This window comes from Komagataeibacter sucrofermentans DSM 15973, from assembly GCF_040581405.1.
Taxonomy (GTDB): Bacteria; Pseudomonadota; Alphaproteobacteria; order Acetobacterales; family Acetobacteraceae; genus Komagataeibacter; species Komagataeibacter sucrofermentans.
The window spans coordinates 13710-34960 of sequence record NZ_CP137157.1 but is presented as its reverse complement, the minus strand read 5'-3'; the positions used below and the strand labels follow the sequence as shown (position 1 = coordinate 34960).

Annotated in this window: 20 protein-coding genes and 1 riboswitch; of the genes, 11 read left to right on the top strand and 9 right to left on the bottom strand. The window is 65.1% G+C overall.

Annotated elements, in window-relative coordinates:
• Positions 1–143: 143 nt before the first annotated feature.
• Positions 144–1211 carry a lysylphosphatidylglycerol synthase domain-containing protein gene (locus tag R5N89_RS00170; protein ID WP_110568525.1) on the top strand — a complete coding sequence of 356 codons (1068 nt, stop codon included), beginning with the start codon at positions 144–146 and terminating at the stop codon, positions 1209–1211.
• 45 nt (positions 1212–1256) lie between these two features.
• Positions 1257–2159: a prephenate dehydrogenase/arogenate dehydrogenase family protein gene (locus R5N89_RS00165; protein WP_110568528.1), complete on the top strand. Its 903-nt coding sequence runs from the start codon at positions 1257–1259 to the stop codon at positions 2157–2159.
• 107 nt (positions 2160–2266) lie between these two features.
• Here the strand turns inward: R5N89_RS00165 and pyk are convergent, their stop codons facing one another.
• The 4 genes from pyk to R5N89_RS00145 are packed head-to-tail and all read right to left on the bottom strand — an operon-like array spanning position 2267 to position 5940.
• Entirely contained in the window at positions 2267–3706 is a 1440-nt protein-coding gene (pyk, locus tag R5N89_RS00160; RefSeq protein WP_110568530.1) for a pyruvate kinase, read from the bottom strand.
• A 27-nt stretch (positions 3707–3733) separates the two neighbouring features.
• A complete protein-coding gene (locus R5N89_RS00155) occupies positions 3734–4717 on the bottom strand; it encodes an SH3 domain-containing protein (RefSeq protein WP_110568532.1) in 984 nt (327 codons plus the stop codon).
• Positions 4718–4732: 15 nt separating this feature from the next.
• Entirely contained in the window at positions 4733–5119 is a 387-nt protein-coding gene (locus tag R5N89_RS00150; protein ID WP_110568534.1) for a DsrE family protein, read from the bottom strand.
• Complete coding sequence (locus R5N89_RS00145) at positions 5116–5940, bottom strand: molybdopterin-synthase adenylyltransferase MoeB (RefSeq protein ID WP_110568536.1); 825 nt, start codon at positions 5938–5940, stop codon at positions 5116–5118. Before R5N89_RS00145 ends, R5N89_RS00150 begins: the two co-directional genes overlap by 4 nt.
• 198 nt (positions 5941–6138) lie before the next feature.
• Here R5N89_RS00145 and R5N89_RS00140 point away from each other — a divergent pair, with 198 nt between their 5' ends.
• On the top strand, positions 6139–6765 hold the full coding sequence (locus R5N89_RS00140; protein ID WP_110568707.1) for a DUF2939 domain-containing protein: 627 nt from the start codon (positions 6139–6141) through the stop codon (positions 6763–6765).
• A gap of 99 nt (positions 6766–6864) precedes the next feature.
• Here R5N89_RS00140 and R5N89_RS00135 read toward each other — a convergent pair whose 3' ends face one another.
• The gene (locus R5N89_RS00135) at positions 6865–7092 is read right to left on the bottom strand and encodes a DUF3126 family protein (RefSeq protein ID WP_110568538.1); all 228 of its coding nucleotides are present in this window, start codon (positions 7090–7092) and stop codon (positions 6865–6867) included.
• A 267-nt stretch (positions 7093–7359) separates the two neighbouring features.
• On the opposite strand from R5N89_RS00135, the gene R5N89_RS00130 reads away from it, so the two are divergent.
• Positions 7360–7917, top strand: a complete 558-nt coding sequence (locus R5N89_RS00130) for a hypothetical protein (RefSeq protein ID WP_244192132.1) — start codon at positions 7360–7362, stop codon at positions 7915–7917.
• Here R5N89_RS00130 and R5N89_RS00125 read toward each other — a convergent pair.
• Entirely contained in the window at positions 7889–9670 is a 1782-nt protein-coding gene (locus tag R5N89_RS00125) for a hypothetical protein (RefSeq protein WP_408887034.1), read from the bottom strand. The two genes, R5N89_RS00130 and R5N89_RS00125, sit on opposite strands and share 29 nt — an antisense overlap.
• A gap of 228 nt (positions 9671–9898) precedes the next feature.
• On the opposite strand from R5N89_RS00125, the gene R5N89_RS00120 reads away from it, so the two are divergent.
• The 7 genes from R5N89_RS00120 to R5N89_RS00090 all read left to right on the top strand — a co-directional run bounded on the left by R5N89_RS00120 (position 9899) and on the right by R5N89_RS00090 (position 18634).
• Positions 9899–10795 (top strand): MIP/aquaporin family protein, encoded by an 897-nt coding sequence (locus tag R5N89_RS00120; protein WP_110568541.1) that lies wholly within the window; start codon positions 9899–9901, stop codon positions 10793–10795.
• Between the two features lie 90 nt (positions 10796–10885).
• Positions 10886–11045: riboswitch (FMN riboswitch) on the top strand.
• A gap of 135 nt (positions 11046–11180) precedes the next feature.
• Positions 11181–12179, top strand: a complete 999-nt coding sequence (gene ribD / locus R5N89_RS00115) for a bifunctional diaminohydroxyphosphoribosylaminopyrimidine deaminase/5-amino-6-(5-phosphoribosylamino)uracil reductase RibD (RefSeq protein WP_110568711.1) — start codon at positions 11181–11183, stop codon at positions 12177–12179.
• 9 nt (positions 12180–12188) lie between these two features.
• The gene (locus tag R5N89_RS00110) at positions 12189–12806 is read left to right on the top strand and encodes a riboflavin synthase (protein ID WP_110568544.1); all 618 of its coding nucleotides are present in this window, start codon (positions 12189–12191) and stop codon (positions 12804–12806) included.
• Positions 12806–14056: a 3,4-dihydroxy-2-butanone-4-phosphate synthase gene (ribB, locus tag R5N89_RS00105; RefSeq protein WP_110568546.1), complete on the top strand. Its 1251-nt coding sequence runs from the start codon at positions 12806–12808 to the stop codon at positions 14054–14056. Before R5N89_RS00110 ends, ribB begins: the two co-directional genes overlap by 1 nt.
• 70 nt (positions 14057–14126) lie before the next feature.
• Positions 14127–14612: a 6,7-dimethyl-8-ribityllumazine synthase gene (ribH, locus tag R5N89_RS00100; protein ID WP_110568548.1), complete on the top strand. Its 486-nt coding sequence runs from the start codon at positions 14127–14129 to the stop codon at positions 14610–14612.
• A 71-nt stretch (positions 14613–14683) separates the two neighbouring features.
• Positions 14684–15688, top strand: coding sequence for a lysylphosphatidylglycerol synthase domain-containing protein (locus R5N89_RS00095; protein ID WP_110568550.1), 1005 nt, complete (start codon positions 14684–14686; stop codon positions 15686–15688).
• Positions 15689–16039: 351 nt separating this feature from the next.
• Complete coding sequence (locus tag R5N89_RS00090) at positions 16040–18634, top strand: MMPL family transporter (RefSeq protein ID WP_110568552.1); 2595 nt, start codon at positions 16040–16042, stop codon at positions 18632–18634.
• Between the two features lie 143 nt (positions 18635–18777).
• Here the strand turns inward: R5N89_RS00090 and R5N89_RS00085 are convergent, their stop codons facing one another.
• From R5N89_RS00085 to radA, 3 genes are read right to left on the bottom strand one after another with little or no spacing between them, the layout of a single operon-like run.
• Complete coding sequence (locus R5N89_RS00085; protein WP_061275528.1) at positions 18778–19014, bottom strand: DUF3297 family protein; 237 nt, start codon at positions 19012–19014, stop codon at positions 18778–18780.
• A gap of 59 nt (positions 19015–19073) precedes the next feature.
• Complete coding sequence (locus R5N89_RS00080) at positions 19074–19700, bottom strand: YigZ family protein (protein WP_110568554.1); 627 nt, start codon at positions 19698–19700, stop codon at positions 19074–19076.
• Positions 19697–21103 (bottom strand): DNA repair protein RadA, encoded by a 1407-nt coding sequence (gene radA, locus R5N89_RS00075; RefSeq protein WP_110568556.1) that lies wholly within the window; start codon positions 21101–21103, stop codon positions 19697–19699. Before radA ends, R5N89_RS00080 begins: the two co-directional genes overlap by 4 nt.
• Between the last annotated feature and the right edge of the window lie 148 nt (positions 21104–21251).

Below are 21251 nucleotides of genomic sequence, written 5' to 3'. Positions count from 1 at the left end.
ACTCGCAACCGGCGGGCGTTCCATTTATCCCGACACCTCCCGGTGGCGCCAGACCCTGCTGTAGTGTAAGTCAGGCAAAACCAGCCACGGCGGCATCAATTTTCCCCGGTGTCCTGACGCCAACAGACCAAGACGGATCTTTTTTGAGAAAGCTCACAATCCTTCTGGCCCTTCTCGGCCTGGCCCTGCTGACTGGCTGCACCGCCTGGTTCGGCGCCGGATCGGTGATGAAGGCCATCGTCTCCATCGGGGCGATCGGGTTCATGGCGACCGTGGTGGCTCAGCTTGCAGTCGATGCAATACTGGGTCTTGCCTGGCACGCGGCTTGCCGGGACATTCCCTTCGTGCAGCTGGTGGTATCGCGCATGATCCGTGATGCCGCCGCGTCTTGCCTGCCCTTCTCGCAGCTTGGCGGCATGGTGCTGGGCATCCGCGCCACCTGCTCGAGCGACCTGTTCGCGCCACGCGGCAAGGGCCGCCCGATCGATGGCAGCGAGGCGGCCTGCGCCAATCTGGTCGACATCACCACCGAGGTGATGGGCCAGATCCTGTTCATCCTGACCGCCGTGCTGTGCCTCGTGGCCCACCAGCAGTCCAGCCCGTTCGCGCGCCCGGTCATCATCGGGCTCGTGCTGCTGACCATGGGCATTGCGGGCTTCGTCTATACCCAGCGCCGGGGTGGCGACCTGCTCAAGCGCGCGGGCAGGATGCTCGGCCACAACATGGCCGCCCAGTGGCAGGACGCGATGCTGAGCAGCGCTGACAGCATACAGGAGCGCTTTGACGCCATCTGGTCGCATCCGCGCCGCATCCTGGAGGGCGCGCTGCTGCATTACGTGGGCTGGCTGGGCAGCGCCGCCACGATCTGGGTGGCCTACTACTTCCTTGGCGCGCATCTGAGCTTTGCCGGGGCTGTTGCGATCGAGGGTGTTGCGTGCGGCATCATGTCCGTCTCGTTCCTCGTGCCCGCGGGCCTTGGCGTGCAGGAAGCGGCCTACATCACCCTGGGCTCGGCCTTTGGCATCGCGCCTTCCCTCTCGCTGGGGCTGTCGCTGCTGCGGCGCGGGCGGGAACTGGTCATCGGCATTCCCATGCTGCTGCTGTGGCAGGCCATGGAAATGCGCGCCCTGCGCCACAAGACCCCGGCAAAGCCGGAAGAAGCGCCCGCCACCGTGCCCGTGCGCGAGCCCACCCAGCCGCCGCAGGACTGAGTCCGCGCGCTTTTTGTCAAACCCAACAGCCAGACAGACCGCCCCATGACGGACAAGCCCGCCCCCCTGTTCGAGACGCTGGTCATTATCGGCCCCGGCCTGATCGGCTCCTCCATCCTGCGCCGTGCGCATGAGGACCGGCGCATCGCGCGCAGGCTTGTTGCGTGCGACATCAGCCCCGAAGTGCGCGCCCGCGTGGCCGAACTGGGCATTGCCGATACAGTCGAAGCCGACCCGGCAACAGCCGTGCGCGATGCGGACTGCGTGATCATCTGCGTGCCGGTGGGGGCCATTGCCATGGTGGCGGCACAGGTGCTGCCCGCCATGAAAAAGGGCGCGATCCTGAGCGAGGTCGGCTCGGTCAAGGTAACGGTGATGGAGGCGATGGCGCCGCTACTGGCCGCCTACCCCGACATTGCCTTCGTGCCCGCGCACCCGATGGCGGGCACGGAGTTCTCCGGCCCCGATGCCGGTTTCGCCACCCTGTTCGAGGACCGCTGGTGCCTGCTCACGCCGCCCGCGGGCACGCCAGCCACAGCCCTCGCCCGCGTCACGACCCTGTGGGAGATGATGGGCGCGCGCGTGCGCGACATGACAGTGGAGCACCATGACCGGGTCTGCGCCATTGTCAGCCACCTGCCGCACCTGCTGGCCTTTACCATATGTGGCACGGCGGATGACCTGGCGGATGAAACGCGCTCGGAAGTGCTGGATTTCGCGGCATCGGGCTTCCGTGACTTCACCCGCATCGCGGCATCGGACCCGACGATGTGGCGTGACATCTTTCTGAACAACCGCGAGGCGCTGCTCGACATGCTCGACCGCTTCATTGCCGATGCCCAGGCCATGGGCAACGCCATCCGTACAGGTAACGAGGATGTGATCGTCAGCCGCATCCAGCGCGGGCGCGCCATCCGCCGCAGCCTGATCGAGAACCGGCAGGCCTGAAAGACGCTTTGATAATAAAAAGATAAAAGTTTTTGGTGAAGCTTTTTCCAAAAAGCTTCTAAAAGACGCCGCCTTTTTGAAAAAAGGCGGCACCCAAAAACTTTTGTTCAGGTCAGCGTAGCCACGCGCAGCGTATTGGTGCTGCCCGCCACCCCAAAGGGCAGCCCCGCCACGATCACCACCGCATCGCCCGCTGCGCCGTAGCCATCGCCTTTCGCCACGGCCAGCGCCTGGTCCACCACGCTCTCCACGGTATGGACCGGGGTTTCCTGCCCGACCGAGATCGCCTGCACGCCCCACGCCACCGCCAGCCTGCGGGCAATCTCATCGGTGGGGGTCAGGCCAAGAATCGGGCATGAAGGCCGCTCGCGCGCAATGCGCAACGCTGACCGGCCCGACAGGGTAAAGGCCACGATGGCGGCGGCATCGACGGTGGCCGCCACCTGCCGGGTTGCCGCAGCAATCGCGCCCGCAACGGCGTGGTCCGGCTCGGGGCTGGAGGTTTCCATCTGGCGGCGCCAGACTTCATCCTCCTCAACACGGCGCACGATGCGGTCCATGATCGCCACCGCCTCACGCGGGTAGGAACCTACTGCCGTCTCGGCCGAGAGCATGACCGCATCCGCGCCATCAAACACCGCCGTCGCCACATCGGAGGCCTCGGCGCGGGTGGGGGTGGGGGCATGTACCATGCTCTCGAGCATCTGGGTCGCCACCACAACGGGGCGGCCAAGCTGGCGGGCCATGCGGATGATGCGCTTTTGCGCCAGCGGCACGCGCTCGGGCGGCAGTTCCACGCCCAGATCGCCCCGCGCCACCATCACCGCATCCGACAGGGTAATGATCTCGTGCAGGTTATCCATCGCCTGCGGCTTTTCGAGCTTGGTCATGATCCACGCGCGGCCATTGGCCAGCGTGCGGGCCTCGCGCACGTCCTCAGGCCGCTGCACGAACGACAGGCCGACATATTCAATGCCCAGATCGAGCGCGAACGCCATGTCCACGCGGTCCTTGTCGGTCAGGGCGGGAATGGGCAGCACCACATCGGGCACGTTCACGCCCTTGTGGTCCGATAGCGGGCCACCCACCTCCACTTCGGTCAGCAGGAAGTCGGGACCGCGCTCGCGCACGCGCAGCGCGAGCTTGCCATCATCAAGCAGCAGCGTGCTGCCCAACTGCGCTGCCGCAATGATTTCGGGGTGGGGCAGGTTTACGCGCCTTTCGTTGCCCGGTGCCCCGTCAAGATCAAGCCGGAAGGGCGCGCCCGGCGTCAGCTGCACCCGGCCATTGGCAAAATTGCCCACCCGCAGCTTGGGGCCCTGCACATCGGCAAGGATGCCGATGGGGCGGCCAAGCTCGGCCTCCACATCACGAATGACCGCATGGCGGGCGGCGTGATCGGCATGGGTGCCGTGGGAAAAATTGAGCCGGAAAACATCCACTCCCGCCACGGCCAGCGCGCGGATGGTGGCATGGTCGGTCGTGGCCGGGCCAAGGGTCGAGACGATCTTGGTCCGGCGCATGGCACGATAGGGTGTATCCGGCATTTCTTTCTCCGCCTGTTCACGTCATCCTCAGGAGGGCGCTATGACCTCCTGCGGCAACAGCCCCCACATGGCGCTGCGCTCGATCCAGCCACTGTACTGCTTGACCGCGACCTTGCACCACGGCGTGCCCGCCTGGCACTGGCGCAGCGTGCCCACCACGCCGGGGCGCAGCACGGCCACCACGGCGGATGACGTGTTGGCATCCGCATGCAGCATGACCGCGCCCTTGATGTCCGCCGCATCGGCCACATCCGTCACATGACCCACGATGCGGGTATCGGCCCGGCCAATCACGTCGGTCTCCTTGGCGGTGGGCTGGCCCGCCTGCCGGGCATCACCCTGGGGGGGCAGTCCCGGTATGACAAACGTGCGGGTTCCCACCAGGGTTGCCTGATGGACCCAGCCCTTCTGCCCGTCCGAATCCTCGACAAGGCGCCACACATCGAATTCCCGCTCGATTTTTACCGGCATGCCACGGCGGTGGTACACCCAGTCAATGGGGTAGCGCTGCCCCGGCCCGGTGCGCAGATTGACCTCATCGGCGCGGAAGGCGGCAAAGCGCGGCAGGGGCAGGCCGGTCACGCTGCCCTTGGTGTTATCGACAGGCGCGAGGGCCGCGGCATCGACCGGGGCCGGGGCGGCGGCCGGCGTGGCAGGGGCCGGATGGGCAGCGGTTGCCGCAACCCCAGTACCCGCCACGGCACCTGCGCCAACACCGGCGGCCACCGCTGCCGCATGGTGGTGATGGGCCGCCGCATGAGCGGTTTTTTCAGCCTTTTTGTCCGCCGTTTTCGCGGTTCTGGCGGCCCCATGCACATGGGCATGGCCAAGGCTGGTGGCAGCCTTGTCCGCAGCAGCATGGGCATGATGGTGGGCCGTGGGCGTCGCGGCCTGTACTGGCCCCATGGCCAGCACCGCAGCACAGGCCGCCAGATACCCCCACCGCCGGGTGACACGCGACGGCCTGCTGGCCGCCCGCGCAAGGAATTCATGCCGCACGCACTGCGCCATCGTGTTCTTCAATCCTTAAAGGGTTATGATCTGCCGCCCCCGGGCGGCTTCGAGAAAGGTGGGAATACCGGCCACCTGCACGCCATCAAGCAACTGTCCGGGCGCAAGATCGCACAGTTTCAGCGCGGCCTCGCACACCATCAGCGTCGCATCCAGTTCCATCACTGCTTCGCGCAGCGTGTCCATGCCCGCAACGCCGCGCGCGCGCACGCCCGCATCATCCGCCGCATCATGCAGGCCGCGCCAGTCGCGCGCCAGCGCATGCACGCCCCGCCCCGCCGCAAACACAATGACCGGGCGGCCAATGGCCAGCGCGCCCGCCGCCACCACAAAGGCATAATGCGCGCGGGCATAGGCGCCATCATACAGCAAGATGGCCAGCGCCCCGTCATCGCGCATCATGATGCCGCCCCTTCTGGCACGCCGCACAGGGCGGGCGCCGGACCGTGATGGGCCGAGAGGTCATGAATTGTGGGGTGCGCACCACACAGGGCGCAGTCAGGATCGGCTGGCAGGGTAATGGTGTGAAAGCGCATGGCCAGCGCATCCCACACCAGCAGGCGACCGGACAGGCTCTCGCCAATACCGAGGATTTCCTTCAGCGCCTCGGTCGCCTGGAGCGTGCCCATCACCCCCGTCACGGCGCCGAACACCCCGGCCTCGGCGCAGGATGGCACGGTGCCCGCGGGCGGGGCCTCGGGGTAGAGGCAGCGATAGCACGGGCCGCCGGGGCGGAAGGTGGAAAGCTGGCCCTCAAAGCGCAGCACGGCGGCGGAGACGAGGGTGCGCCCTTCCAGTGCGCAGGCATCGGCCACGAGGTAGCGCGTGGCGAAATTGTCGCTGCCATCGCACACCAGGTCATATTGCCGCACCAGCGCGCGGGCGTTGTCAGCCGTAAGCCGCACGTTATGACAATCCACCCGTGTTCCCGGATTGATCGCGCGCATGGCGATGGCTGCCGACTCGACCTTGGGCTGGCCCACCCGGTCGGTCACATGCGCGATCTGGCGCTGCAGGTTCGACAGGTCCACCACGTCATCATCAACCAGCCCGATGCGCCCCACGCCGGCCGCCGCCAGATAAAGCGCCACGGGCGAGCCCAGGCCCCCTGCGCCAATGACCAGAACACTGGCGTTTTTCAACGCTTCCTGCCCTGTTCCACCGACCTCGGGCAGAAGGATGTGGCGCGCGTAGCGCTGGATCTCTTCGTCGGAAAAATTCATTCCTCTCTCCTGCCCCGCCCGTTGCCGCACCCATGGCGGATACACCCTGCCCCACCCCGGCGCAGCCGGAAGAAACAGGCCTTCTATCACGATTACGTGAAAATTATGTCACGCAATCATGAAACCAATGCATGCCCGATATGTTTCCAGTATAGGCTCAAGGGCAAGGGTGAAACCATTTTGGGGGAGTATAAATCAATGTCTTATCTTTCCCGCATGGAAATTCCCGCCAACCTGTCCACCCTGCGCCGCCAGCAGGCGCGGTGGGTGTGCGCGGGCACGCTGGCCGCAGCCACAACGCTGTATGCGGCCTCGCCTTTCTGCACGCTGTGGTCCATCACCTCCGCCATCCGCACACATGACATGGGCAGCCTCAACACCTGCCTCAAATGGGAATCGGTGCGCAACGGGCTCAAGACACAGGTGGTCGATGACCTGATCGGCCCGCCCGTGGCTGATGATGAACTGCCTGCCTTCGGGTCATCCTTCGCCTCATCCGCCGCATCCAACGCGATTGATGAGGAAGTGCGCCCCGACAAGCTTGGCATGCTGGTCGATCACCTGATGCCGCATGAACAGCAGCCCGCCACGGCGGGCACGATGCTGGGCATGCTGTGGCGCGTGCATGCGCATTTCACCCATCCCGGCGTGTTCGAGGCGAGCGTCATCATGCCCGGGCATGAAAACGAGACTCCGCTGCGGTTGCAGATGCGCATCCATGCCTTTCAGTGGAAAATCCACCGAATCGACCTGCCCACGCATCCGCCGCGCCCCCTTGTCGAGGCATCGGCAGGCCCCGTGCCCCAGCCGCTGACGCAGCCCTAGGCCCTCCCGGCAGGGGTTTGAAAACAGCAGAAGCTTCCGGAGGCCGTCTTTTTTCAAAAAAACGGCTTTTCCTGTTTTCAGGCGTTTATGGGGGTCGTCTTACTTTGCGGGGGGAAGGTCTTCTTCCAGTACGGTCATATGGATGGCGTAGGACACTTCGCCCTCGTCTTCATCGCGATGGACGGTGCCCACCACTTCGCCATTGACCGCGAGTTCAACCGACAGCCCGGCGCGCGGCGGCGCATTGACGGTAAGCCCCGGCGAGCCCAGCAGACGGCGCAGGCAGACCTGAAGACGCGAAAGTTCGGAAGAGGACATGGCACCCATGAAACGTCTGTTCTCCACAGTGGCGAGACCCGCCAGAAACAACAATGCAGGGCCTTGTCCGCCCCCTGGTCAACGCGCGTGGCAGGTCCGGTCAGGATCGCGCGGCTGCCCCGTGACACATGCGGGCATGGGCGCAGGCTATAAGCACATGTGCCCACCCCTGCAACCGGCGTGCCCATGATTTTCCCCATCCATGCCCCGCCCGCGCCACGATTGCGGTGTTTCCTCACCATAACGCAACACCAGTAAGAAGGGAGAACAAAGACAATGCGCCCAAGCACTTTTCCCCGGCTGATGCTGCTTGTAGCCCTGCTCGCCCCCACCATCGGGCTGACAGCACTTGCCGCCAGCCTGCCCCCTGCGGGCGCCCCCACCGAAGCCGGCATGGGCCTGAGCGCGCGCGCCCTCGCCCGCGAGCTTCATGAAGATGGGGCCGAGGCCACCATCCGGATGCTTGATGAGAACAAGGCCTGGCCACAGCTACGCCGCGCCGTGGCCGCGGGCTGGTCGGGCTGGATCGATCTGGTGCCCGAACTGATCGTCCATACCGATGACCAGACGACGGCGCGCCTGCGCACCGCGCTACGCCTTGCCCTGCCGCGCAACCCGCGTGCCGTGCTCGCGGCGGTTGATCCGGGCAACGGGCCGCTGCTTGGCGCAGGTGCTTTGTGCACGCCCCATGGCATGACCGCGCACTGGCGCACGAGCAGCATCCGCGCCGTAAGCGAGGTGCATGACATCCACCTCGCCCATCAGGCCGCCGATTGCCAGGCGGCCCTGGCAGCGAGCAGCGTGGTTACTGGAAAGGCAAATAGCGGAACGTGACGTAAATGGTGTTGCCCCCGGTGGTGGGGCTGGCGCCATCGCCGCCCTGCAGCACATGCCACCAGCCACCTACGGTCAGGTCGGCAATGGTGTGGGTCTGGGCATCGCAGCTACCGCCGCTGATCTGTTCCACGTCACAGCTGGCCAGCGCAAGATCGTTCACGCCATAGCCATACTGGTAGCCATCCGCGCCGGTATAGGTACGCCTGCCAGCGCTCTCCACCCCGCCATACAGATAGACCAGCAGGTTGGAGGTCGGGTGGCCGATCAGCCCCATGCTGCCGATGATCTCGGGAATGGGGGCAGGCGTGCCATTGGCCCTGAAGGTGGCATCTGGCAGCATGGCGGGGCCATAGCGGCCAATCCCCTGGCCCGCCAGCACATTGCCGGTAAACTGAAGGTAACGCGGAATGACATGCACCGTCACGTCGCCGCCCACGCCACCGGCAAAGGAGACATGCTCGCGGATCGGCCCGCCCGGCGCCTGCGCCATGGCCTTGAACCAGCGCGCCAGGCCATAGACTTCGTAATGGGCGGGCTTGGTGTCGAGCGCGCCCTTGAGCACGATGTCAGGCGCCACGTCCATGCTGTATCGGGCATTGGGGTTGAGCATGCCGGAGCCTGCATTGCTGTAAAGCAGGGTCGTGTCGGAGGACGAGATGGTGTCATCGCTGGCCCCTGTCAGCATGGCATGCCTGCCCCCGTTGGCGGCATAGGCCACCTGCGGCGCCTCGAGCGAAAGCCCGAGCCACCATTTGCGCCCGAAATCCTTGATGAAGCGGATCTGCGGCACGCGGGTGAACACGATGCCGGGGATCTGGTTGTTATCGACCACCGGCGGCAGCTGCTCATGGCGCGACAGCAGGCCCTGCGTATAGCCCGTGGTCAGGCTCCATGCCTGCCCCGCCAGCACATGGAAGCCCCATTTGGTGTTGCTATAGGTCATGTACGCCTGGCGGATACGCGGCGTATAGCTGTTGGTCTGGTAGCTGTTGGCGGTGCCGGCCGCGCCGCCAAAATCGGTCTCGATATAGCCTGACAGCGTCTCGTCCTTGGTGGGCGAGCCCTGGAGCAGCACGCTCAGGCGGGTCAGCTGGGCGGAGGGGCGGTACTCGCCGGTATGGGCGTTGGGGCTGTTGGCATACGGAAAACTGCCCCAGCTTGTGGCGGGGCCGCTGGTCAGGTTCTTGCTGCGATAGATGTTCGAGAAATCGATGAAGCCACCGAGCCTGACCGAAACCCCGCCAATGCGGAAAATGGGCGGCAGGCTGTCCACCCCGGCCTGGGTAATGGCCAGCGGGCTGGAGGAATCAAGGTCCAGCTTGGGCTGGCTGGGCACGATGGATTCGGTCATGGTGTTTTCAGCCGCTGCCGCCGCCTGCGCGTCATCCGACAGGGCGGGGCCGCCGATGGTCAGCCGTGACAGGTCGGGCATGGCCGAGATCTGGCCCGACGGATTGGTGACCGACGTGCTGCTTGCGCTCGAACGCGGGCCAGAACGCAGCGTGCGCCCCGCCAGCACATGCGAGCCGCCGCTTGCCATGCCGTGGCGGGCCTCGAGCTGCTGCACCTTGGCCTCAAGGCGCTGCATCTCGGCATGGAGGGCACGGATCTCGGCCATGTCATCGGCCCGGGCGGCTGCGGGGGCCGCCATGCCACCAATCACGACCATCAGCCCGCCAAGCACCATGCGGGGCCTGCCCGCCCTGCTGGCCCGACAGGAACAGCGGCCTTCTTTCCAACAGCAATCCATCAGCCTGGCGCGTCTGCCCCTGAACACATGATTGATAAAACCCTCACCCACACCCGATGCCTGACGGGATACAGGAGGGATGGCGCATCCTATTATAGAAAAAACATTCAGCTGCTATGCATTAACTATTCTCATGCACGGCTTATATTCGCATCATTTCCTTTATTACACACCATTCCCTGCTTTAATTCAAGGCCTCTACATGTGCCACGAAGGGAATAACACGACATGACCGCACCCCGGCAGACCGGCTCCCCGCCCCAGGAGGACCGGCCCCTTGCCGGCGCACCCCACCCCGACCATCCGCTGCACTGGAAGCTGTATGCGTGCGAGATGGTGGCGACAACGGTGCTTATGCTGTGCGGGATCGTGTCGGTTACGGTGCTGACCACGCCCTATACCCCCATTGGCCGCGCCCTGGCACCTCACCCGCTGGTGCAGACCGCGCTGTGCGGGCTGTTCTTTGGCCTGTCGGGCACGGTGGCGGCGTTTACGCCGTTCGGGCGGGTCAGCGGGGCGCATGTCAGCCCTTCGGTCTCGCTGGCGTTCAGCCTGGCGGGCAGGCTGGGCGTGATCGACCTGTGCGGCTATGTGGCCGCCCAGATGACTGGCGCCTGCCTCGCCACCGTGCTGCTGGCCGCGCTGGGCCATGTCGTGCCGGTATGGGGGCAGATGGCGCAGGCCTCGGCCTATGCCGCCACCATTCCCTTCCCGCATGTATCGGTGCTGTGGCCACTGGTGACGGAACTGGTGCTGACCGTGCTGCTGGTGCTGATGATCTGCGCCCTTGCCGCCCACCCGGTGCTGAAATGGCTCACGCCGTGGGCGGGCGGGCTGTTTTTCCTGGTGTGCAACCCCATCTCGGCCTGGCTGTCGGGCAACAGCTCCAACCTTGCGCGCAGCTTTGGCCCGGCGCTGGTTGCAGGGCAGTGGCAGTCTTTCTGGATCTATGCGCTCGGGCCCTTCATGGGGGCGGCGCTGGCCATCGCCATCATCCGCTCGCGCCTGCTTGGCCGCATTGAGGTCGAGGAGGCGCGGCTGGTCAATTTCGGCCATCATGGCCGCATCCCCTCGCTGCTCCATCCCGGCCGCCACAGGCAGGCGCGTGAACAGGACACAATATAGTTCCCCCGACAGCGTACGGCTTGCAATCGGCGCGAATTGTTCCCACTATCAGTGCCACTGAATACGAATCGGGGCCTCACCCCGGTTTACAGACGTTCTCAGGGCGGGGCGAAATTCCCCACCGGCGGTAATTGGTCCTGCATGCAGGGCCATAAGTCCGCGAGCGCCCGGCCGCGAAAGCGGGCGGGGTCAAGCAGATCCGGTGCAACTCCGGAACCGACGGTTACAGTCCGGATGAGAGAGAACGGAAACTATGGCCCTGCTTTCCCGCATGGAAGGCAGGCATGTGGTTTTACGCGCCCTGGGTCCGTCCAGATGGATGGAGTACTGTGTTTTGGACGCGTTGCCACAGGGTTCCCACGCCAGCGCTACGCAGGCCACCGCCCTGCCGCCCGCCATTGCCCGCGCCTTTCGCGCGGCGGTGGATGAAGCCGCGCGCCATGTGGGCGCCACCGCGCCCAACCCGCCCGTGGGCTGCGCCATCCTCGACAGCGAAGGCACGATCCTCGCCACCGGCGGCCACCACCGCGCGGGCACCCCGCATGCCGAGGTCCAGGCCATAAACCAGTGCCGCGAACGCGGCCTGCTGGCGCGCGCGCATACGGCGGTGGTCACCCTTGAGCCGTGCAATCACACCGGACGCACCGGGCCGTGCTCGCTCGCCCTCCTCGCAACGCCCATCCGCAGCGTATGGATTGGCGTGCGCGACCCCAACCCGCATGTGGAAGGCGGCGGGGCCGACACGCTGCGCCAGCGCGGCTGCGACGTGCATGTGCTCCAGCCCACAGGCCCCCAGGGCCCCATGCAGACGCTGTGCCGCAGCCTGCTGGCCCCCTTCACCCACTTCATGCGCACCGGCCAGCCGTGGATCACGGTCAAGCAGGCGCTCGACGCCCATGGCTCCATGGTGCCGCCCGCGGGCCGGACCACCTTCACCTCCGCCGCCTCGCTCGACCTTGCGCACCGCCTGCGCCGGGCCACCGATGCGGTGATTACCGCCACCGGCACCATCCGCGCCGACCAGCCCGGCCTTGACGTGCGCCGCGTGCCCGACCACCCGGGCCGCGCGCCGCGCATTCTCGCCATCTGCACCCGCACGGGCGAGGTGGATGAGGCCTACCTCACCGCCGCGCACAACCGGGGCTTTGAAATACGGGTCTGCACCGACATCACCGCCCTGCCCGACATGCTCGGCCAGGCGGGTGTGACGTGGGCGATGGTGGAAGCCGGCCCGAAACTGCTGGCCGAAATCGAGGCCCGCGGGCTGTGGCATGACTGGCTGAGCATAACCGCAGGCCCCGATGGCACGGATCAGTACGCCGTGCGCGTGCGCGCAGGTGACGTGACACCGCTGCGCCTGTTCCCCGAACTTGACGCTGCATAAGGAGTAAGCATGTTTTCTGGCATTATCGAGCACCAGGGACAGGTCAGCGCCGCGCGGCGGCTTGACCGGGATCTGGACATAACGGTGCAGACAGGCATCACCGATCTTGCCCTTGGCGAGAGCATTGCCGTCAATGGCGTGTGCCTGACCGTGACCTCCTTTGATGCAAAAGGCACGGCCACCTTCTTCATCAGCTCCGAAACACTGGACCGCACGGCGCTTGGCCGCATTGATGCCGGGCACACCGTCAACCTCGAACGCGCGGTCACCCCCGCAACGCGGCTTTCGGGCCATATCGTGCAGGGGCATGTCGATGGCACGGGCCGCCTGCTGGCAGTGCACGGGGAAGGCGAGGCGCGGCACATCACCTTCGCCATTCCCGCCCGGCTGCGCCGCTACCTGGTGGAGAAAGGCTCCATCACCATCGATGGCATCAGCCTCACCCTGAACGCAGTAGGCGCACCGGGCGAGGAGGGCTGCAATGCAGACGAATTCCGCATCGCGCTCATGATCATCCCCCACACGTGGGAACACACCACCCTTGGCGGCCTGAAGCCAGGCGACGCCGTGAACATCGAAGTCGATGTCATTGCTAAATATGTGGAGAGCGTATGTCAGTATCGTTGATGCCGCCGGCACTGGCGCAGGCCGTCGAAACCATTCGCAATGGTGGGATGATCATCCTTGTGGATGACGAGGACCGCGAGAACGAGGGCGATCTGGTCATGGCCGCCGAACTGGTCACGCCGGACGCCATGAACTTCATGGTGACCCATGCGCGCGGGCTGGTGTGCATGCCCATGTCGCCCGAGCGGATCACGCAGCTCAACCTGCCCATGATGACACAGGTGAACACCTGCCCGCGCGGCACGGCGTTCACCGTGTCCATCGAGGCACGCGAGGGGGTGACCACCGGCATCTCGGCCGCCGACCGCGCCGAGACCGTGCTGGTGGCGGCAGGCCCCGATGCCAAGCCCGAGGATCTGGTCTCGCCGGGCCACATCTTCCCGCTGCGCGCGGTGCCCGGCGGCACGGTGGCCCGCCCCGGCCACACCGAGGCCTCGGTTGACCTTGCCCGCATGGCCGGGCTGATCCCGGCTGCCGTGATCTGCGAGATCATGAACGAGGACGGCACCATGGCCCGCATGGACGACCTGCGCCCCTACGCCAGACGCCACGGGTTGCAGATCCTGTCCATCGCCGAGCTGGCGAAGTGGCTGAAAGACAACCCGATTACGGCAAAGGCTGCCGAAAAGCCCGCCATCGAGCAGGTTGCCCGCGCCCACCTGCCCAGCCGCTTTGGCGGACCGGACATGATGATCCACGCCTTCCGCGCGCCTGATGGCACGGAGCATGTGGCCATGGTCAAGGGCCAGCCCGGCCAGTCAGGCAGCGTGCCGCTGGTGCGCCTGCACTCGGAATGCGTGACGGGCGATGCCCTGGGCTCCCTGCGCTGCGATTGCGGCGCGCAGCTACAGGGCGCGCTCGAGCAGATTGGCGCCGCCGAGTCCGGCGTGCTGGTCTATGTGCGCGGGCATGAAGGGCGCGGCATTGGCCTTGCCAACAAGATCCGCGCCTATGCGCTGCAAGATGACGGGCTGGACACGGTGGACGCCAACCACCGCCTCGGCTTCGAGACCGATGCACGTGACTGGCAGGCCGCATCGGACATCCTGCGCGCGCTGGGGGTCAGCCGCCTCGACCTGCTGACCAACAACCCCGACAAGGTCCACGCCCTGCAACGCCACGGCTTTGACGTGCGCAGGCGCATTGCGCTTGCGGTGGAACCCAACCCGTTCAACCGCGCCTATCTGGAGGCCAAGCGCACCCGGATGGGTCATGCCCTGTGCGAACCTACGACAGTGGATGCTGGGTGAAAAAAAGGCGGCACCCAGAAACTTTCATTCTTTTTTCCAATCCAACAACCCGAAACGGACAACGCCGGACATGAGCACCAACATCCCCTCCACCACAGTCGAGCTCAACTTCGCTCACCCGCCGCGCCTCGCCATCGTGGTCAGCCGCTTCAATGAAGACGTGACCCACGGCCTGCGTGATGGTGCGCTGGCATGGCTGAAGGAACACGCCATTTCCATGCGTGATGAAGATGTGATGTATGCACCCGGCGCATATGAACTGCCGCTACTGGCGCAGGTGCTGGCAAAGACTGGTCGCTACGATGGCGTGATCTGCCTGGGCTGCGTGGTGAAGGGGGATACCGCCCATTTCGAGTTCATCAGCCTTGGGGCGGCGGTTGGCCTGCAACAGGCCTCATTGAACACGGAGGTGCCGATCGCCTTTGGCGTGCTCACCACCTATACCGATGAGCAAGCCATCGTCCGCTCGCGTGATGACGTGCACAACAAGGGCCGCGAAGCCGTGGCCGCCTGTGTTGAAAGTCTCGCATTGCTTCAGAAAATCAGAGGCTGCTAAAGTGGAATCGGGCCAATGAATGGCTGACAACAGCCTTTCTGCGGTCCTGTTTCAGGTGACAGGGATGGCGGATGCGGCAGCTTACCTTCCTCGCCGGGGCATTCGGTGTCGGTCTTACGATCTGGATGCTGGGGCGTTTCGGCCTGCATGACATCCTCGGGCTGATCGCGGCCGGGGGATGGAGCATTCCTGCCATCATCATTTTCCATGCAAGCCAGGTCTGTGCTTCGGCGCAGGCATGGCGCCTGCTGGCCCAGACCGGGCGCCCAAAGCTGGCCTTTGCCGATTTCTTTGCCCTGCGCTGCGCGCGTGAGGGCATCAACAACCTGCTGCCGGTAGCCCAGGTGGGCGGCGAAGTCATTACCACCCGCCTGCTCGCCCGGCGTGATGACACGGGCATCAAGCAGGCCGCCGCCTCGACCATATGCGACCTGACCATCGAACTGCTCAGCCAGGTCACCTTCACGCTCATCGGGCTGGGGGTGCTGTTCTGCCTCGTCAACCGTTCGCATGTGACCGACGAACTGATGGAAAGCGCGGGTGCCGCCCTGCTGCTTGGCGCCGTCTTCTTCGGCAGCCAGTACCTTGGCGCCATTGCGCTGGTGGAAAAGCTGCTGGTGCGCATCGCCGCCCATCTGGGGTGGGATGGGGTGGATGACATCCGTGGCCTGCACGCGCAGATCCTGACCCTGTACCGCACCCGCAAGAACTCGCTGCGCGCGGGTGCGCTGCAACTTCTGGGCTGGTCGCTGGGCACGTTCGAGGTTTTTGTGGTGCTTGCGGCGATGGGCCACCCGCTTTCGCTCGCTGACAGTTTCGTGATCGAAAGCGTGGGACAGGCCGCGAAATCGGCGGGGTTTGCCGTGCCGGGCGCGCTTGGCGTGTCAGAAGGCGGGTATATCCTGATTGGCGGCCTGTTTGGCCTTTCCCCGCAGGAAGGGATTGCGCTCTCGCTCATCAAGCGCCTGCGCGAGATCGCCTGGGGCCTGCCCTCGCTTGTGGCATGGCAGATCATGGAAATACGCTGGGTCCGCCCCACGCCCGCCAAGGACATGCGCCTGCCCCACCAGTCCTGAGCGGGCAGGGTCCGTTTTTTGTAAAAGAGTGTTACCCAGCAAATAATTGATGCAAAACAGACGTTCTCGGGTGCTGCCTTTTTTTTCAGTAACGATCGTGTCTTTCAAAGCTTTCTGAAAAAAGCCTTGTCAGAAACTTCTTTATGATTTGCCAACTTTTTCGTGGGCAGGCTTTTTGGGCACGATGAGCCGCGCTGTCACCCGCAACACCCGCGCCACGCAGGGGCCATGCCCGCGGCGGTAAAGAACCACCTTGCATCGGCACCACATCATGGGCCAAACCGTACTTCTTCACCGACTGCCGCGTTCATGCGGCATCGGGTCAGGTTTCTGAAGGGCTGAATACTCGTCATGCTATCGGTACCGCTTGGGCGTCTTGTCGCTTTGTGTTCCCGCCATGCCATTGCTGTCGTGCTGGCATTTGCCGTGCTGATTGCTGGCGCGACCTATGCCAGCTACGCGCTGCTTGGCGTCACCACCGATACGGACCAGATGTTCTCGTCCTCGCTGGACTGGAAAAAGCGCTCGGACGAGATGGGCCGCCTGTTCCCGCAAAAGCAGGACCAGCTCGTGGCCGTGATCGACGCGGCCCTGCCCGAGGAGGCGCAGCAGACAGCCCTCGGCCTTGCGGCAAAGCTGCGCGATGACCATGCCAACTTCAATTACGTCACCACGCCGCAGACCGACCCCTACCTTGTGCGCAACGGGCTGATGTTCCTTGACCCCAAGGCGCTTGAGCGCGTGCTCAACACCACCATCACCGCCCAGCCTTTCCTCAGCGAGCTTGCGGCCGATCCTTCGGGGCGCGGGCTGTTCAGCGCGCTCAACCTCATTGCGCTTGGCGTGGCGCAGGGGCAGGCCAACCTTGGCAACTTCCACGCCGCCCTTGATGGCTTTGCCACCACGTTGCAGCATTCGGTCGATGGCACGCCGGAACCCCTTTCATGGGAGCGGCTGCTCGCGGGCGATCTGGCCGATCTTGGCGGCAAGTTCCAGTTTGTCGTGACCCAGCCCAAGCTGGATTATGATTCCTTCCAGCCCGGCGGCGCGGCATCAGACGCCATCCGCGCGGCTGCAAATGACCTGCCCTTTGTTAAAAGCGGGCGGGCGCACGTACACATCACGGGCGATACCCAGATCGCGGATGAGGAATTCGCCACCGTGGCCGAAGGCATGGTGGCAGGCCTGCTCGGCTCGCTGGTGCTGGTCACGCTGTGGCTGATCCTGGCGGTGCATACGTGGCGCATCATCGTGCCGATCATCATCACGCTGGTGTCGGGGCTGCTGCTCACCACCGGGTTTGCCGCCATCGTGGTGGGCAAGCTCAATCTGATCTCGGTCGCGTTCGCCATTCTGTTCGTGGGCATCGCGGTGGACTTCGCCATCCAGTTCTCGGTCCGCTTCCGCGCGCAGGCCAACCCCGATGGCACGGCACTCAGCCTGCCCGCGGCCCTTGAGCAGACCGGCAACGAGACCGGCCACCAGATCCTTGTGGCTGCCATGGCCACCTCGGCAGGGTTTCTGGCCTTTACGCCCACCGCCTTCGTAGGCGTGGCCCAACTGGGGCTGATTGCCGGTTTTGGCATGGTGTTCGCCTTTGTCTGCACGCTCACGCTCCTGCCCGCCCTGCTGCGGCTGTTCCGCCCCACGGCAGGGCATGGCACGATCGGCTTCGCCTTCGCGCGGCCCATCGACACGGCCATCCGCCACCACCGCAAACCCATCCTGGCGGTGTTCGTGCTGGTGGCGCTTGGCGGGCTGGCGCTGGTGCCGCGCCTGACCTTTGATGCCGACCCGCTGCATACCAAGAACCCCAAATCCGAAGGCATGGTCACGCTGGGCATGCTCATGTCCGAGCCGCAATATTCGCCCTATACGGTCGATGTGCTGATGCCCGACCTCAAGCAGGCCGCCGCCATGTCGGACCGGCTTTCAGGCCTGCCGCTGGTGCATGATGCGCTGTGGCTCGGCTCGATGGTGCCTGCCGACCAGAAAACCAAGCTGCCGCTGATCCAGGATGCCGCCAACATCCTGCTGCCCACGCTGATCGTGCCCAACCCCAAGCCCGCGCCTGATGCCGATGCCCTGCGTGCCGCCGCCGCCAAGACCGCGGGCGACCTTGGTGGCGTGCTGGACAAGCTGCCCGCCAATGACCCGCTGCGCCGCATCCAGTCGGCGCTGGCACAACTGGCAAAGGCCGATGATGCCCGCGTGCTGGCCACCAACGAGGCGCTGGTGCGCTTCCTGCCCATGCAACTGAACATGCTGCGCGACATGCTTCAGGTTAAGGAAGTGGGCATTAGCGACGTGCCGCAGCAGCTTGCGCGCGACTACCTGCTGCCTGACGGGCGCGCACTCGTCGAGGTCCACCCCAGCCATGAGATGCAGGGCAACCGCGCGCTGCACCAGTATGTGGGCGAGATACAGAAGATCGCCCCCACGGCGGCAGGCTCGGCCATCGACATCGTGCAGAGTGCCGCCACCATGGTGCATGCCTTTGTTACCGCCGCCGGGGCGGCCATTGTCATGATCGCCATCATTCTGGCCGTGGCGCTGCGCAAGCTGCTTGATACGGCGCTGGTGCTCGCACCCTTGCTGCTCTCGGCGCTGATGACGGTCATCCTGATCATCGTGGTGCCCGAGCAGCTCAACTTCGCCAACATCATCGCCCTCCCCCTGCTGCTCGGCGTGGGCGTGTCGTTCAACATCTATTTCGTCATGAACTGGCGGGCGGGCATCAAGTCGCCGCTGTCCAGCCCCACGGCGCGGGCGGTGCTGTTCTCGGCGCTGACCACGGGCACTGCGTTCGGCTCGCTTGCAGCCTCGCACCATCCGGGCACGGCCAGCATGGGCCGCCTGCTGCTGCTCTCGCTGGCCTGCACGCTGATCGCCACCCTGGTCTTCGTGCCTGCCCTGCTGCCCAAGCGCGCGATTGACGAGGAATGACCCGGTAGGGGAACAACAAAAAGGCCACATCCCTCGGGGTGCGGCCTTTTTTATTTATAAACGTTTTTGGGTGCCGCCTTTTTTCAAAAAGGCGGCGTTTTTTCGAAGCTTTTTGAAAAAAGCTTCACCAAAAACTTTTATCTTCAGGACTTGAACCAGACCTCGACCGGGCCCGTCACCTTCATGGTCATGGGGTTGCCAAAGCGGTCGGTGCCACGGCCCACGGCCAGGCGCACCCAGCCTTCGCTGATGCAGTATTCCTCGACATTGTTCTTCTCGATGCCCTTGAAGCGCACGCCAATGCCGCGCTCGAGCAGGGCCTCATCATAAAACGGGCTGGTAGGATTGACGGACAGGCGATCGGGAGGGGTATCGGTCATGACTGGTCTTTTTTCCGTATGCTGAACGTGAAACGCCGTCTGACATAGCGCCAATGCCGTTACGCTCCAACACCCTGCGCGCCATCTTCCTCCACAACGCGGATGGTGGCCTGCCCCCGGGTTATGTCGGTAATGCGCGTGCGCACCTCCGCCTCGCGCGCCACAGGCAGGGTTATGTGCAGGCCAACGCCATTGGCGCCGAATTCCTCGGCCATGATCTGGCAGTCCATCGCCTCAAGCCGCGCGCGCAGCAATGCGTGCTCGGAAAAACCGCAGCCAAAGGTCAGGCCCACCATCTCCACAATCGGCACGCGGGGGGCCGTGCGCAAACATTCCGCCGCCGTGCCGCCATAGGCGCGCACAAGCCCGCCCGCGCCCAGCTTGGTGCCGCCAAACCAGCGCGTGACCACCACCACGGTGCGGTCAAAGCCCTGCCCCTCGATCACCTGCAATATGGGGCGGCCCGCCGTGCCGCCCGGCTCGCCCGCGTCATCGCTGCGATAGGTCTGCCCGATCAGGTAGGCCCAGCAGTTATGCGTGGCATCGGGGTCGCTGACGGTGGCGATGAATTCCATGGCCTCGGCAGGCGTGGCGACGGGGGCGGCCTGGGCCAGGAAGATGCTTTTTTTCACCTCGCGCTCCAGCATGGCGGGTGCTTTGAGCATGAAGCGTTCAGGCGTGCTCACGCCTCTGCCTCCTCCATCGCCCCCGTGAACAGGCTGACCAGATCACCCAGATGCCCGATTTCATGCAGCACCAGCCCGTCGGGCGCGGAGGGCTTGCGGTTGCCACGCGCAATGCGGCGCGGCAGGAACGCCTGCTCGAAGCCCAGCTTGTGCGCCTCCTTCAGCCGTGTATCGGGCTGCGAGACCTGACGCACCTCGCCTGAAAGCCCGACCTCGCCAAAATAGACCGAGCCCGCGCTCGTCGGCTGCCCGGTGGCGGCGGAAACAAGAGCCGCGGCCACCGCCATGTCGGCCGCAGGCTCGCCCACGCGCAGCCCGCCTGCGATGTTGAGGTGCACATCCATGGCGTTGAGCTTGATGCCACAGCGGGCTTCAAGCACGGCGAGCAGCATGTTCAGCCGCCCCGTCTCCCACCCCACCACGGCACGGCGCGCGCCGCCATCGCCCGCCTTGGGGGAGAGCAGCGCCTGCACCTCCAGCAGCACGGGGCGCGTGCCTTCCATGCCCGCGAACACGGCAGAACCCGCAATGTGGCCACGCCGCTCGGCCAGGAACAGGGCGGAGGGGTTGGGCACTTCCTCCAGCCCCTGATCGGTCATGGCGAATACGCCAATCTCGTCAGTTGCGCCAAAGCGGTTCTTGGCGGCGCGCAGGATGCGGAACTGGTGGCCACGATCCCCCTCGAAATACATCACCGCATCAACCATGTGCTCCAGCACGCGCGGGCCCGCCAGCGCCCCTTCCTTGGTCACATGCCCCACGAGGATGAGGCTGAAGCCACGCTGCTTGGCAAGCCGGATGAGTTCAAACGCGCAGGCCCGCACCTGGCTGACCGTGCCGGGCGCGCTCTCCACCGTTTCCATCCACATGGTCTGGATCGAGTCGATCACGACAAGGGCCAGATCCTTCTCCGCCTCAAGCGTTGCCACGATGTCAGCCACGTTGATGGCGGCGGCGAGTTCCAGCGTGGGGGCTTCCAGCCCCAGCCTGCGCGCACGCATGCGGATCTGGTCCACCGCTTCCTCGCCCGAGATATACATGACCTTGCGACCCGCCCGCGCCAGGGCGCATGCGCCCTGCAGCAGAAGCGTGGACTTGCCGATGCCGGGGTCACCGCCCACCAGTACCACCGAGGCTGGCACCAGGCCGCCGCCGAGCACGCGGTCAAGCTCGCCGATATGCGTTTCAATACGCGGCGGTGGCGGCGTATCACCCGCAAGGCCCACGAGGTTGATGCGCGCGCCGGTGCGCCTGCGGGCATTGGTGCCGCCTGTGGCGGTGGGCTCGACCGTTTCCTCGACAATGCTGTTCCAGGCACCACAGGCATCGCACCGGCCCGACCATTTGGGGAAGACCGCCCCGCAGGACTGGCAGACAAAACGGTTAGCGGGCCGACGCGCCATGATGGCTCCTTGGGCAAGAACAGATCGTGTATATCATATATGGAACGACCGGCCGCAAAAGTCAGGGAAGCCCTTCAGCCAAACGACAAAAAGTTTTTGGTAAAGCTTTTTTCAAAAAGCTTCAAAAGAACGCCGCCTTTTTAAAAAA